The sequence below is a fragment of the Citrobacter rodentium NBRC 105723 = DSM 16636 genome (assembly GCF_021278985.1).
GTDB classification, from domain to species: Bacteria; Pseudomonadota; Gammaproteobacteria; order Enterobacterales; family Enterobacteriaceae; genus Citrobacter_A; species Citrobacter_A rodentium.
On the sequence record NZ_CP082833.1, the window covers coordinates 496,914 to 510,305 of the forward strand.

The 13,392-nt window shown below is 58.0% G+C and carries 12 protein-coding genes; 6 read left to right on the plus strand and 6 right to left on the minus strand.

All coding sequences use genetic code 11. The features are described 5' to 3' along the window. Positions 1 to 37 precede the first annotated feature (37 nt). The gene (locus tag K7R23_RS02305) at positions 38 to 979 is read right to left on the minus strand and encodes an Rpn family recombination-promoting nuclease/putative transposase (protein WP_012908692.1); all 942 of its coding nucleotides are present in this window, start codon (positions 977 to 979) and stop codon (positions 38 to 40) included. Between K7R23_RS02305 and K7R23_RS02310 the strand changes: the two genes are divergently transcribed. The 4 genes from K7R23_RS02310 (at position 957) to mdtM (ending at position 4,276) form a co-directional block, all read left to right on the plus strand. Then, entirely contained in the window at positions 957 to 1,193 is a 237-nt protein-coding gene (locus K7R23_RS02310; RefSeq protein ID WP_148222126.1) for a hypothetical protein, read from the plus strand. The two genes, K7R23_RS02305 and K7R23_RS02310, sit on opposite strands and share 23 nt — an antisense overlap. Positions 1,194 to 1,209: 16 nt before the next feature. Further along, positions 1,210 to 2,025, plus strand: a complete 816-nt coding sequence (locus K7R23_RS02315; protein ID WP_012908691.1) for an AraC family transcriptional regulator — start codon at positions 1,210 to 1,212, stop codon at positions 2,023 to 2,025. A gap of 48 nt (positions 2,026 to 2,073) precedes the next feature. Beyond that, entirely contained in the window at positions 2,074 to 2,736 is a 663-nt protein-coding gene (locus tag K7R23_RS02320) for a LysE family translocator (RefSeq protein ID WP_012908690.1), read from the plus strand. 307 nt (positions 2,737 to 3,043) lie between these two features. Next, positions 3,044 to 4,276 carry a multidrug efflux MFS transporter MdtM gene (mdtM, locus tag K7R23_RS02325; RefSeq protein WP_024133088.1) on the plus strand — a complete coding sequence of 411 codons (1,233 nt, stop codon included), beginning with the start codon at positions 3,044 to 3,046 and terminating at the stop codon, positions 4,274 to 4,276. Positions 4,277 to 4,325: 49 nt separating this feature from the next. Here the strand turns inward: mdtM and metC are convergent, their stop codons facing one another. Together metC and K7R23_RS02335 are read right to left on the minus strand one after the other, a co-directional pair. Continuing rightward, entirely contained in the window at positions 4,326 to 5,516 is a 1,191-nt protein-coding gene (gene metC / locus K7R23_RS02330; protein WP_012908688.1) for a cystathionine beta-lyase, read from the minus strand. 27 nt (positions 5,517 to 5,543) lie between these two features. Then, positions 5,544 to 6,776 (minus strand): dicarboxylate/amino acid:cation symporter, encoded by a 1,233-nt coding sequence (locus tag K7R23_RS02335; RefSeq protein WP_012908687.1) that lies wholly within the window; start codon positions 6,774 to 6,776, stop codon positions 5,544 to 5,546. Positions 6,777 to 7,002: 226 nt separating this feature from the next. On the opposite strand from K7R23_RS02335, the gene K7R23_RS02340 reads away from it, so the two are divergent. Further along, complete coding sequence (locus K7R23_RS02340; protein ID WP_012908686.1) at positions 7,003 to 7,929, plus strand: LysR family transcriptional regulator; 927 nt, start codon at positions 7,003 to 7,005, stop codon at positions 7,927 to 7,929. A gap of 44 nt (positions 7,930 to 7,973) precedes the next feature. Next, positions 7,974 to 9,245, plus strand: a complete 1,272-nt coding sequence (locus K7R23_RS02345) for a DUF445 domain-containing protein (protein ID WP_012908685.1) — start codon at positions 7,974 to 7,976, stop codon at positions 9,243 to 9,245. A gap of 45 nt (positions 9,246 to 9,290) precedes the next feature. Here the strand turns inward: K7R23_RS02345 and bglB are convergent, their stop codons facing one another. The 3 genes from bglB to K7R23_RS02360 form a co-directional block, all read right to left on the minus strand. Then, positions 9,291 to 10,364: a beta-galactosidase BglB gene (gene bglB / locus K7R23_RS02350; protein WP_012908684.1), complete on the minus strand. Its 1,074-nt coding sequence runs from the start codon at positions 10,362 to 10,364 to the stop codon at positions 9,291 to 9,293. Next, positions 10,351 to 11,391: a hypothetical protein gene (locus tag K7R23_RS02355; protein WP_012908683.1), complete on the minus strand. Its 1,041-nt coding sequence runs from the start codon at positions 11,389 to 11,391 to the stop codon at positions 10,351 to 10,353. Before K7R23_RS02355 ends, bglB begins: the two co-directional genes overlap by 14 nt. Positions 11,392 to 11,619: 228 nt before the next feature. Then, the gene (locus K7R23_RS02360) at positions 11,620 to 13,293 is read right to left on the minus strand and encodes a hypothetical protein (protein WP_012908682.1); all 1,674 of its coding nucleotides are present in this window, start codon (positions 13,291 to 13,293) and stop codon (positions 11,620 to 11,622) included. Positions 13,294 to 13,392: the final 99 nt, after the last annotated feature.

The following is a 13,392-nucleotide window of genomic DNA, read 5'->3' on the forward strand; positions in this document are numbered from 1 at the left end:
CGCTTTGCCGACCGGGCAGTCGCCCACATCAGGACTCTCAATGCATCACATTATGCATCTCTTCTGCGGAAAGCCCGGTCAGCCGCTGTATCGTTTGATGGTCGATGCCCTCCTCCAGCATCGTGCGGGCAATGCGCCGGGCGGCAGCACGCTGTCCTTCAATCAATCCTTCCTCTTTGCCTTCCTGTTTCCCTTGCCGAATCCCTTTTCTGAGGATCGCATTGCGAAATCTTTCTGCAACCGTCATTAATCGCTCCTTATGCTGAGGCACGCGCTCCGCCACTTCTTCCAGAAACATGCTGAAGCGGGGCGTATGTCCATGTTGTCTCTGCAGATAATTAAACAGCGATTTCAACTGTCTGTCATTAGCGCCTCCACTAATCAGCAGCGAGGCGAGTTGTTCCACCAACCCCAGCAGATCCCGTCTGCGGATATGCTTTTGGATCAGCTCCAGCAGCGCTACCCGCCGGTGCTGCATAATTTCATCGTCCGGGATAACGGTGATATCCACCAGCGGAAACGCCGCGCTATAGAGCTGATGCGCCAGCGCCGGATCGGTAAACTCATCCAGCCAGTTAAGTGAAAAAGGATAGGGACTGTCCGCACCGTGATAGAACAGCATCGGCACCACCAGCGGCAGCCGCTTATGCCCGGCGTCCAGATGCTGCTGCATCGCTGCGATGGCATAGCGCATCAGCCTGAAAGCCATATGCGCATCGGGCGTGCTCTGATGTTCAATAACCACATAGATATAGCCATCGCCCTCCCCGGTTTTTAACGACCACAGCACGTCTGAATAATACGTGCGCAGATCGTCTTCAATAAAACTGGTGGGCTCCAGCTTCAGCGTCTGCAAATCGCAACGTTTGCGCAGCGAAGCCGGAAGATGGATATCCAGAAAATCCCTGGCGGTTTCCGGGTGGCGCAGGAAGGTCTTAAACACGGCGTCATGCGGTGTGGATGTGGTCGATTTGCTCATGGCGTTCCGTCACCTGAAAAAAGTTTGCGCCACGTTACCGCGCCGCATCCGCGACTTCATGTGGCATTTTGCTGCGCTGCGGGACGCCTTCCGAGAAAAATCACCGTTAATGCAACAGTCTCATTTTTCCGCAACGCGTTACGCAAAGTCGCAACGTCGACCATCATCAGAGCTTTTTCAGCGCCCGGCCTGTGATATAACGAATCATCATTAACCCGGAGGCGCCAAACGTGACCCACACCCGCGACATTCCCCAAACGTTCTGGCGCGACGCACAGCTTCCGTGGCTGGAATGGCGCAGCACCTGGCGCAGTCGTCAGGCCTATAAGCGCCATTACCACCCGCAGCTTTCCATCGGCGCGATTCTGGAAGGGGAAACCAGCTGCGTCAGCGCGGGAAGGGAATACCGTTTACAGGCGGGCGATCTTATCGTCATCCCCCCTTACCAGCCGCACAGCTGTAACCCGGTGAATGGATGCTTTCGCAGCTACCATATGCTGTATCTGGACGCCGCATGGTGTCTGGCGCACTGGCCCGACGTTGAGGCTAACGCGCGGCTTATCGCCCCCGCGCCAGCGATCCGCAGCCCGCGGCTTTTCCGGCATTTCCTGCACCTGGCGGCGTTAATAGAGCATCGTCAGACGGCGCAGCTAGCGAACGCCATTAGCCAGCTACTGTGCCAGCTCCCGCTCCGGACTGGCGCAGCGGACCCGCAACGCGCCAGCAGTCGTCATCTGCTGACGCGCCTGCAAAGCGATCTCGTTGCCCCACCGTCGCTGGAGGCGTTAGCCCTGGAGTGCAGCCTGCGTAAAGAGACGCTGATCCGCACTTTCAGGCAGGATACCGGCCTGACGCCGGGCAGCTATCTGAATATCGCGCGGATCGATTACGCCCGCGAGCGTCTGCGCGCCGGAGAGGCTATTGCTGACGTCGGCTATCAGAGCGGCTTTGCCGACCAGAGCCACTTCCACCGTACTTTTGTCCGCTATACCGCGGCGACGCCGCGCCAGTATGCCGCCGGGCGATCAATATCAGACAATAAATAATCCGCCGCCGGGCGTAGCGTGATCGCAGATGCACAGGCTGAGGTCACTATGGAACGCTTATCCGCTCTTTTCCCGTCCGCCTTCCCGGCGCTGGCGCTGGCCCATTTTGTGGCGCTGCTGAGCCCGGGGCCGGACTTCTTTTTACTGGTGGGCTACGCGGCGCGCTATCGTCTGCGCGGCAGCGCGGGCGTATGTATCGGTATCGCCGCGGGCAACGGGCTGTATATCGTGCTGGCAATTGTCGGCTGGGGGATGGCGCGTCAGCTACCGTTGCTGTTTACCCTGATTGAACTGACCGGCGCGCTGTATCTGCTGTGGCTCGGCAGCCTGTTAGTCCGCAGCCGCCCGCAGGCGTTAACCGGTTCAGACGCCGGAAGCGCTCGTCCGGGGTGGCGCAAACAGCTGCTGCTGGGGCTGGGTTCGGCGCTGCTTAACCCGAAAAACGCGCTGTTTTATCTGGCGCTGATGACCGCCCTGCTGGGAACTGACGTCACCGTGGCGCAGCAGGCCGTCTGCGGCGTCTGGATGACCAGCGTCGTACTGCTGTGGGACTTGCTGATCGTCACGGTTATCGGCTTGCCTGCTGTCCGGCGGCGGTTTACCCGCTGGATCCTGTGGATCGAACGGTTGGCTGGCGGTGTGTTGATCGCCTTTGGCGCCGGGATCGTCGGGCGTTTTGTCTGGCCGCTCATTGCCGCTATGCTTACGTAAACCGGGAAACACTTTTGATAAATATCAAATTTTAATTACACTTAACGTGTATATTTTCTACTCAACTTACTTTCCCTGAGGTGTGATGTGCTGATGGTCATCTGTAATCGTCACACGTTCTGACGCAGGTCGGGTCGTGATACCTGTCTGTGTTCAGGCGCGGACAGCACTTTTGATTACATGAAATTCGGTACATCCGCAGTCTGTTTTTTTCTCCTGTTCTGCCCAACGTCCCTGCGACGGTATTGAATTTCGCTGTTCCCGTTACGGGCTTTCTCCACACGGAGTGCGTTTTACTATGCAACGGATTTCTCAGTTTTTTACCCGCCACGCCGCCTCGCTGTTCTTCCCGATGGCGTTGATTATCTACGACTTTGCCGCCTATCTGTCGACGGACCTGATCCAGCCGGGCATCATCAACGTCGTGCGTGATTTTAATGCCGACGTCAGCCTCGCGCCCGCGGCAGTCAGTCTCTATCTGACCGGCGGGATGGTGTTGCAGTGGCTGCTGGGGCCGCTTTCGGATCGCATAGGCCGCAGGCCGGTACTGATTACCGGCGCGCTGATCTTCGCCCTCGCCTGTACCGCCACGCTGTTTACCACTTCAATGACGCAGTTCCTGGCGGCACGCGTGGTACAGGGCACCAGCATCTGTTTTATCGCCACGGTCGGTTACGTTACGGTTCAGGAGGCGTTCGGCGAGACGAAGGGCATCAGGCTGATGGCGGTAATCACCTCTATCGTGCTGGTAGCGCCGATTGTCGGCCCCCTTTCCGGCGCGGCGCTGATGCATTTTGTGCACTGGAAGGTACTGTTTGGCATCGTCGGGGGAATGGGCTTTATCGCCTTTTTTGGCCTGCTGCTGGCGATGCCGGAAACGGTCAGACGCGGCGAAGTGCCGTTCAGCGCGGTCGGCGTGCTGCGCGACTTCCGCGATGTGTTTCGCAACCGGGTATTTCTCGCTGGCGCAGCGACGATTTCGTTAAGTTACATCCCGATGATGAGCTGGGTCGCCGTTTCACCGGTGATCCTGATTGATGCAGGCGGCATGTCCACCGCGCAGTTTGCCTGGACGCAGGTGCCGGTGTTTGGCGCGGTGATCGTCGCTAACGCCATCGTCGCGCGCTTTGTAAAAGATCCCACCGCGCCGCGGTTTATCTGGCGCGCCGTGCCGATTCAGCTAAGCGGACTGGCAGCGCTGATCGCCGGAAACCTGCTCTGGCCGCACGTCTGGCTGTGGTCGGTGATCGGCACCAGCCTGTACGCGTTTGGCATCGGCATGATCTTCCCAACGATGTTTCGCTTTACGCTGTTTACCAACAATCTGCCCAAAGGCACCGTCTCGGCATCGCTGAATATGGTGATCCTGCTGGTGATGGCCGTTTCCGTCGAGGCTGGCCGCTGGCTGTGGTTTAACGGCGGGCGTATACCGTTTCACCTGCTGGCGGTGGCCGCAGGCATCGTGGTGGTGTTCACCTTAAGACGGTTGCTGCAGCGCGTACGTCAGCACGGAGAAACCGGACTGGCGCTTGAGAAATAAGCCATGCCGGATGGCGGTGCAGGCACTGCCATCCGGTAATGTTGCGCATTTACGCAATGCGCGCAAACCCGGCCTCAAGATCGGCAATCAGATCGCCCACATCCTCCAGCCCGATATGCACCCGCACCAGCGTGCCGCTGAAATCCACCTCCCCCGCCGGACGGATGCTGTTCAGCTCCTCCGGCTGGTTGGCCAGAATCAGCGACTCAAAGCCGCCCCAGGAGTAAGCCATATGGAACAGCGAGAAGTTGTCGAGGAACGCGGCCAGTTGCGTATCTGACAGGCGCTTTTTCAGCACAAAAGAAAACAGACCGGAGCTGCCGGTAAAATCACGGATAAAATACGCGTGTCCCGGGCATTCCGGTAGCGCCGGATGGTTCACCCGCGCCACTTCAGGACGCGCCGACAGCCAGCGGGCAATCTCAATGCTGCTCTGCTGATGCTGTTTCAGGCGCACCGACAGCGTACGCAGCCCCCGGCTGCCGTTATAGGCGGTATCCGCGTCCAGCGTCTGCCCCATCAGATAAGAGTTCTCGCGCAGGCGCTCCCAGCAGCGGGCGTTCGAGACCGCCGTACCCAGCATACCGTCCGAATGGCCGATGGTGTACTTGGTCCCCGCCTGAATCGAAATATCCACGCCATAATCCAGCGCCTTAAACAGCACGCCCGCCGCCCAGGTGTTGTCGATCATAATAACGATCTCCGGATTGACCGCGCGGATCGCCTTCACCATACCCGGCACATCCTGCACCTCCATGGTGATCGAACTGGGTGATTCGAGGAACACCACTTTGGTTTCCGGACGGATGAGTCCGGCAATGTCCGCGCCGATCATGGGATCGTAATAGGTGGTTTCGACGTTGAATTTACTGAGGATCTTATTGCAGAAATCCTGGGTCGGCTCATACGCCGCGCCGGTCATCAACAGATGATCGCCCCCCTGAACAAAGGCAAGGATCGCATTGGTGACCGCCGCCGCGCCGCACGGGTAGAGCGCACAGCCGACGCCCCCTTCCAGTTCGCTCATCGCCTTCTGAAAAGCAAAGTGGGTATAAGTGCCGCGACGCCCGTAGAACAGTTCGCCGTTAGCGCGATTAGCGGTGGCGAATTTTTTATCCTTCACGCTATCAAACACCAGCGAAGAGGCGCGCTGGATAACCGGGTTTACCGCCCCCTGGGTGTAGCGCTTATCACGCCCGGCGATGACTAACTGCGTTTCGAGCTTCACTGAATCTTTCATATTTTTATCCTTAATCCGTACGCAAATTTATACCGTCGCCGCACCAGGGTTAATCCCGACACTGGCCTGTTTCTTTCCCGCGAAGCGCTCAACAATCTGCGTCGCATTTAAATCGTGAATGACGTTAATCAGCGTCGCCGGAGCGTCGGTAATGGTGCCGAGCACCACCAGCATTGGGATCGCCTCCATCGGCAGTCCCAGCGTGGTGACGATAAAGATCTCGCCGAGGAACGCCCCGCCCGGCACGCCGCCGACGATAATCGCCGACAGCACGGCAATCAGCATGGTTAAAAAGAAAGTCTCGGTGGTGAATTCCATCCCCAGTACCGAATAGATAAAGACAATCTTCAGCGCCGCAATCATCGCCACGCCGCCCTTATTCAGGTTAACCAGCAGCGGCACGGAGACATCGACGATTTCCGGATTAATGCCCATCGCTTTGCCTGCGCGCAGGGTCACCGGCAGCGTGCCCAGCGAAGAGCAGGTGCCTAACGCCGTAACGGAAGGCTCAATGGCGTGACGCCAGAAGGCTTTCACCGCCGGGAGGCCGCCGCCGATCCAGGAATAAAGTATCGAGCCAAAGATGTAATACACCAGCGTGGCGACCATAAACAGGCCAATCGCCCGGGCAAAGGTCAACAGCAGACCAGAGTCCTGACTGGCCATCGTCGCCGCAAAGTAGCAACCAAGCCCGACCGGAGCGATCTTCATGATGATCGACACGATCTTCATGATCACGGCGTTGGCGTCTTCCAGCAGCGAGGCGATTCGTTTACCCGCCTGCTCAGACTGACCGATAGCGATCCCGGCGATGATCGCCATCACGATCAGCGCCAGAATATTCGACTTCGAAAACAGGCCGATAAAGTCGTTGGTGGTGATCATGCTGACGAAATCCATCTTGCCGCTGCCTGCCTGTACGGATTGCGACAGATCGATGGTGACGCCCTGCGCCGGGTTGTACCAGAGGGCCAAGGCAACGATCCCGGCGGCCGGAATAAACGCCATCGCAATGGATACGATAAATATAATCGCCATAATCCGCCCCAGGCGTTTCAGGTCGGTCATACTGGCAATGGACGACATCACGCTAATTCCCACCAGCGGTACGATAATCATAAAGAGCAGGTTAAGAAAAATCTGCCCTATCGGCTGGAGTTGACTGGCAAACGCTGGTGCGTAAATACCCAGCAGGCCCCCGGCAACCAGTGCGAGTAATAAAATGATTGACGATTTGTAGGGTTCAAGTCGTGACCACATAAGAGGCACCTTTCATTAAAATAAAAGAGTAAATGAGATAAAATTCACAATTTGGCGACGTTCCGAATTTTCTTCCTGATACTTTGTGATGTAACTCACTTAAGTTGTTATTTATTCATTTTGTCAGCAGGTCATTTCCTGTGATTCAATAGTTGCATGTTTCAAAGGCGAATGTAACGGGCCATTCGTACCGTTTTTGCAAATCAATTATGAAGAAAAGGAAATAATGAGCGCGCCGGTTTCTCTCAAACATTTAGAGTTCTTTGTGCGGATTGTCGATTGCGGCGGATTATCCGAAGCCGCGTCGCAGCTTAACGTTTCGCCGTCGGCGGTGAGTAAAAGTCTGGCGGCAATGGAAGAGTCGTTGGGTACAACGTTAATTAAGCGCACCACCCGCAGTATTACCCTGACCGACGCCGGACAATATTTATTTAATCGCGCCAATAAATTACTGCATGAATTCGATGAGGCGCTGAACACCACCTCGGGGTATTATCATAATCCGCAGGGCGAATTACGTATTACCTGCTCCATTGCCTTCGGTTATTCCCGACTGGTTAATCTGGTGGATAAATATCGCAGCCAGTTTCCCGACGTCAATCTGTATATCGATCTCAACGATAACTTCGTTAACCTTAACGATACCGACTTTGATATTGCGCTGCGCATCTCTACCGCGCCGCCGCAAAACTACGCGATGCGTAAGCTGGTGCCGATCCGTTGGGCGTACTGCGCCTCACCGGGCTATCTCGCCAAAAAAGGCATGCCGCTGCGGCGCGCCGATCTGGTGAATCACGACTGTCTGATTTATCCCGGCCTGACGCCGGTTATTAAAGTTGCCGACGAACAGGATCGGCTGCATCAGCTCAAACTGCCCGCGCCCATCCAGGCCAACAGCAGTCTGGTATTGCTGAAATCAGTGCTGGAAGATCAGGGCGTGGCGTATCTGCCCACCTACCTGATTGGCGATCATATTCAGAAACAGGAGATCACCCCGCTGATGCTCGACGGCATGATGAGCTGCGAAACCCACGCCCTGTACGCGCTCTACTTTCCCAGCAAATACAGCAATCCGAAGGTACGATCGTTTATCGATTTTCTGGTTGCGGAACTCGGCCCCCTCCCGGCATGGGATAACTGGATCCCTGGATAAGCGTGCGTTGCGCAATTCCCCCGTCAGGCTCTATCCTTAAGCCTATGGATAAAATCGCTGAGCTTAAACGCGCCAAGCTGCTGGCGCTCTCATTGCTGCTGATCGCCGCCAGCACGTTCGTCGTCACGCTTTTCCTGCCGCCCGGTTTCTGGGTCAGCGGGATAAAGGCCATTGCCGAAGCGGCGATGGTCGGCGCGCTGGCGGACTGGTTCGCGGTGGTGGCGCTGTTTCGCCGCGTACCGCTGCCGTTTATTTCCCGCCATACCGCGATCATCCCGCGCAATAAAGATCGGATCGGCGAGAATCTCGGGCAGTTCGTTCAGGAGAAATTTCTCGATACCCAGTCGCTGGTGGCGCTGATCCGCCGCCACGAACCGGCGCTGCTGATTGGAAAATGGTTCAGTCAGCCGGAGAACGCCGGGCGGATCGGCCAGCATCTGCTGCAGATCATGAGCGGTTTCCTTGAGTTGACCGACGACGCCCGCATTCAGCGGCTGCTCAAACGCGCGGTGCATAAGGCCATTGATAAGGTCGATCTCTCCGGCACCGGCGCCCTGATGCTGGAAAGCATGACCAAAAACGATCGTCACCAGGCGCTGCTCGACACGCTGATTGCCCAGCTGATCGCCCTGCTCCAGCGCGACACGTCGCGCAAATTTATCGCTCGCCAGATCGTCCACTGGCTGGAAACGGAGCATCCGTTGAAAGCGAAGATCCTGCCCACCGAATGGCTGGGCGAGCACAGCGCCGAACTGGTTTCCGATGCGGTCAATTCGCTGCTTGACGACATCAGTCTGGATCGCGCTCATCAGATCCGCCATGCCTTTGACCGCGCCACGTTCAGACTTATCGATAAGCTGAAAAGCGATCCGGACATGGCGGCCCGCGCCGAAAGCATTAAGGATTACCTGAAAGAAGATGAGACGTTCAACCGCTATCTGGGCGAGCTGTGGGACGATTTGCGTCAGTGGCTGAAGAACGATATCAATGCCGACGATTCCCGGGTGAAGCAGCGGATTGCCAATGCCGGACAGTGGTTTGGCGAAACGCTGATCGCCGACGAGGCGCTACGCGCCTCGCTTAACGGTCATCTCGAACAGGCCGCGCATCGGGTAGCGCCGGAATTCGCCACTTTCCTGACCCGCCATATCAGCGACACGGTAAAAAGCTGGGATCCGCGCGATATGTCGCGGCAGATCGAACTCAACATCGGCAAAGATTTGCAGTTTATCCGCGTCAACGGCACGCTGGTCGGCGGCACCATTGGGCTGCTGCTCTATCTGCTGTCGCAAGCCCCGGCCCTGCTCGGCTTCTGAAGCGGTAAACGTTGAGGCAGAGCCGGATCGGGCGGCGGGTGTTGTTTAACTCAGCCAGTTTCCCCGCTCCATCTCCAGCAGCAGCAGCATGGTGAGCGCCTGGGCATACGGTACGGGCGCCATCTCAATATCGCAGTAGTACTGAATGTCCTGACCCAGCATGGTGCCGCGCGACGCTTCCTGCACCAGCCCCTCCTCATCAATACGCGCCATTATCGCATCAAAGGCGCGCAGCGCCGCTGCGCTGACTGATTTATCAAAGATCCCCATCCGGACGCCGCGCAGCATCCCGTAGGCAATTCCGGCGGTGGCGGATGACTCCTGCGGCGAGAACGGATCGTCGAGCACCGTATGCCACATGCCGTTCTCCGCCTGCAGTTCACACAGGGTGCGAACCTGGCGCGCCGCCGCCTGCGCCAGAAAACGCCGCACGCTGTCATCAAGATTGTCGCCCATCAGTTCGAGAAACTCCGGGATCGCCACGGTGATCCACGCATTGCCCCGCGCCCAGAACGCGCCGGCGAAATGGTGCTTATCGACAAACGTCCAGCCGTGATACCACAGCCCGCTCGCCGGCTCGCTGAGATAGCGGGTATGCAGCAGAAACTGATAGCTGGCCTCGGCGATCAGCTCCTGTCGTTTCAGCACGCGCCCGGCCACGCCGAGAAACAGACAGGTCATAAACAGCGTGTCATCCCAGAGCTGGCCAGTGTTGGCCTGCTCTTTCACCACGTGCTGAAAACCGCCCTCCTCGGTTTTTGGCAGATCGCGCAGCAGCGCGTCCGCCCAGTCATTCACCACGCTAAGCAGATCCGCACGCCGCTGCTTCCCGGCCACCAGCGCCAGCGCGATCATCGGCGCGGTGGTGTTGATCTGTATTTCCGGCAGCCCCTTACGGATCTGCGCGTCGTACCAGTTGAGGATCGACCGTTGTAGCGCAGCGTCCTGTTGAAAATCAGCAAAACGCCAGAAGCCATACAGCCCGACGCCAATTTCCCACTCCCACTCTTCAAAATGGATGGCGAACCCGTCGCTGGCGCCGACTTCATCAAGGTTTTTCAGCCGACAGAAGCCGCGCACCACGCGGTCCAGGGTGCTCATCAGATCATTTCGCGTCATGCAGCGCCTCCGTTGTCCATCCGTTTTTTAGAAGCTTCATTCGGGCCAGCGCCTGCTGCTCGCGGCCCCTGCGGCCAGAGGCGACAAACAGCGCGTCCGGAAAGAGCTGCCCTGCCAGATACTGCGCCTGGCAAAATTCCCGCGCGTGCCGTTCATCGTCAAAACACATCGCGTCGCAGCCGCGCTCATCCGCGCCGTAGCGATAGCCGAGCAGCGTCGATCTCACCCGCCGCCAGAGCGGTAATGGAAAGTATTCACCCTGATGCGCCTGCCAGAGTTGCAGCAGCGGCAGTAGCGAGAAAACCGAGCCGGCTTCGCGCGCGCTGACGTGGCGTAACGCGCTGACTAACAGGGCGTCAGCCTGCGCGCCGTATTCCCGCCGCTGCATCAGCGCCAGCAGCTGGCGGGCGCTGTCATTATGCGAAGGCGTTAGCGGGGAGTGAGGATCGCCATGATACTCTTCGTCAATTCGCTCATTCGGCAACGCCGCGGCGAGAGTTTGCGTACCGGAATATGTCATCCGTAGCCCCCAGCGCGTTTCGCGCTCGGCCAGCTCATCCAGATGGATCAGCAGGCTGTTTTTTCCCCTCTGTAGCGGGAGGCGCGCCTGGCAGTATTGCATCTGATTGCGGGTAAACGGGGTAAACTGCGCGACGTTTTTCCCCTCACACCAGAGACGCACGCCGCCGCAAACGCCGAGTTGAAAAGGAAATTCGCCGCTCTGCCCGGCTATCAGATCGACCCGCAGCCAGCGCTGCAAATGAAACGGCAGGGCGCCAAACGCCGTAAAAGCGACGATGCCCCGCTCGTCGGCGTGCGCAAGCGAATGACAGGGCAGCGCCTGCGACGGGTCCACCTCCCGCAGCGCCATCGTCCGGTAAAAAGTGCGTCGGCAGAAGGCGCTTTCCTTGCCCTCTTCTGCCCCCTCGCCGGTATAAAACTCGGCGAACCGCGCTTTCTTTATCGCTGAAAACAAAAAACGCCGGATGGCATCACCCTGCGTTAGCTGTTGATCACTCTGTGACATTCTTTTTCCACCTTCGCCTGATTGCGTGATGCGGCGATCATCCGGGGATTCGCCGGAGGGAGCGAGCGCGCGAGGTTAAGGAAAAAGGGGATATGCCCGGCAACTCACAATCCGGGCGACGGCGGGCTTTTTAGTGTGATGAAGATCACTTTCGATTGCGGTAAAAATCGTCTCATCGTGATATTCATCACACAATCTTGCTCACTGGCACATTTTATGTGAGATGCATCACCCTTTTAACCCCTTCAGCTCCGCGCTCAGGCTGTCGGCCAGCGCGCGTACCCGGGAGGCGTCAAAGAGCACGTGCAGGCCCGGCGAGGCCTGCGGATGTTTTGCACAATAATCGTCAAGTTCAAACGCGCAGCGGTAGAGCTCCTGAATATTGATCTGGCAAATCTCGCGGATGCTCCAGCTGTTTTCCGCCTCATGGGCGAAGCGCAGGGTGAAAAACGCCTTCTGGGCGTGCAGGAAAAGACGGCAGTAAAGCGCAAAGCCCTGCCACTCCTCCAGCCAGCGCGCTTTGAGCGCAAAGGGAAACGCCGCGCGTTGCGCAAAGCGCAGCGCCTCTTCGCACAGAGCCACCGATGCCACGCCCGCTTCATCTTTTTCGCTGGCGATCCGCGACAGGCTGGCGGCAGAGCGTTCAATGTCGCTGCGGCTAAAGCTGATGTCCCGCTCGGACCCCGGCAGCCAGTGGTTGCGATTGAGCTGCCCGTAGAGGCTCCACACCGCCTGGCCGTAGCTTTCCGGCACCTGACTGTGGCGGTGGAATACATGGTCGCGCACGTAGATAGCGCAGTAGAGGGTCTGAGCGGCCTGCTCCAGCAGCGAGCAAAAGGTCGTCAGCGTCGCGTCGTCGGGTAGCCAGCCCCAGGTTTCATTAAGCCAGTAGCGGATCAGCTGGTTCTGAGTCTGCGGGACGCTGTCGGCGGTCAACATACGGCTACAGGCCACCAGATTACAGGCGCTGAGCGTGCCGATAACCCAATGATTATCCACCCCTTCCCAGCTCGCTTTACATACCGCGCCGCGAATCGCCGGGTTACGGCGACACCACAGCAGCCGTCCCTGTAGTTCATCCACGCGCAGGAAAGGAAAGACGCCCCAGCCGACCTCTTCCCCCACCAGATCGATATCCGCCCACACCTCGCGCTCGCGAACTTCCAGCAGCGCCGGATTATTGGGAAACGACGGCCAGAAGCGCTCCGGCGTAAGCTTAATGGAGACGCCGACGCTCTCCGGCAGCGGACGAATGGCTTCCAGCACGTTGCCGAGATCGTGATTGCCCGCCGGAAACACCCGCAGCACCAGATGCTTATTTTCCTGCTGCATCACCCGCGAAAGGGTATTAAAACAGCGGCTGTAAATGGCGAAACTGCGCTCGTCGCGCTGGGGCTGGAGGGGCTGCTCCGGCGCCGGTAGCTCCCAGTTTGGCCGCGAAACCGGCAGCAGGCCGTCGGTGTTGGAGATAGCAATCAGCAGACCGCTCAGCGCCGGAATGCGCTGGCAGATCAGCGAAACTTTATCCGCCAGATAGCCGCACCAGAAATCGACGTCAAAACGGACGCTGCGCCCCGCTTCGAACAGATGCGGATGCGCCAGCAGCAGATCGGTCGGGAAGTTGAACTCTTTCGCCTGCAGATAAAAACGCAGCCCTTTTTGCTGGCATAACAGCCCCAGCCGGTTGAGGTGGACGCAGCGGGCGCGCTGCTGGCTGGAGAGGCGGTCGTTATACTGATGCGGGGTATAACCTTTCGGCGAAACCAGCATATCGAACAGATCCGCCTGACCAACAATCACCGTGTTAAAGTCATGGCTCACCGCCCACGCCACCAGCTCGCAGGCTTTTTCCCAGTTCCAGTAAGCCTGATTATTCAGCTCCAGCGCGCGCGTCTGCCACATTCTCTTGCTCCTGCCCCTTCAGTTAACGCGGCTATAGATATCACAGAATAAGAAAGCTGTGCGTACGGACAGCACGATCTCCTCAATAAATGCAATCGG

Excerpts from the sequence above, each read along its gene's own strand:
- K7R23_RS02335 (WP_012908687.1), bottom strand. The coding sequence starts at position 6,776 with ATGTGGTCACGACTTGAACCCTACAAATCGTCAATCATTTTATTACTC.
- bglB (WP_012908684.1), bottom strand. The coding sequence starts at position 10,364 with ATGACGCGAAATGATCTGATGAGCACCCTGGACCGCGTGGTGCGCGGC.
- K7R23_RS02355 (WP_012908683.1), bottom strand. The coding sequence starts at position 11,391 with ATGTCACAGAGTGATCAACAGCTAACGCAGGGTGATGCCATCCGGCGT.
- K7R23_RS02305 (WP_012908692.1), bottom strand. The coding sequence starts at position 979 with ATGAGCAAATCGACCACATCCACACCGCATGACGCCGTGTTTAAGACC.
- K7R23_RS02360 (WP_012908682.1), bottom strand. The coding sequence starts at position 13,293 with ATGTGGCAGACGCGCGCGCTGGAGCTGAATAATCAGGCTTACTGGAAC.
- K7R23_RS02340 (WP_012908686.1), top strand. The coding sequence starts at position 7,003 with ATGAGCGCGCCGGTTTCTCTCAAACATTTAGAGTTCTTTGTGCGGATT.
- metC (WP_012908688.1), bottom strand. The coding sequence starts at position 5,516 with ATGAAAGATTCAGTGAAGCTCGAAACGCAGTTAGTCATCGCCGGGCGT.
- K7R23_RS02320 (WP_012908690.1), top strand. The coding sequence starts at position 2,074 with ATGGAACGCTTATCCGCTCTTTTCCCGTCCGCCTTCCCGGCGCTGGCG.
- K7R23_RS02345 (WP_012908685.1), top strand. The coding sequence starts at position 7,974 with ATGGATAAAATCGCTGAGCTTAAACGCGCCAAGCTGCTGGCGCTCTCA.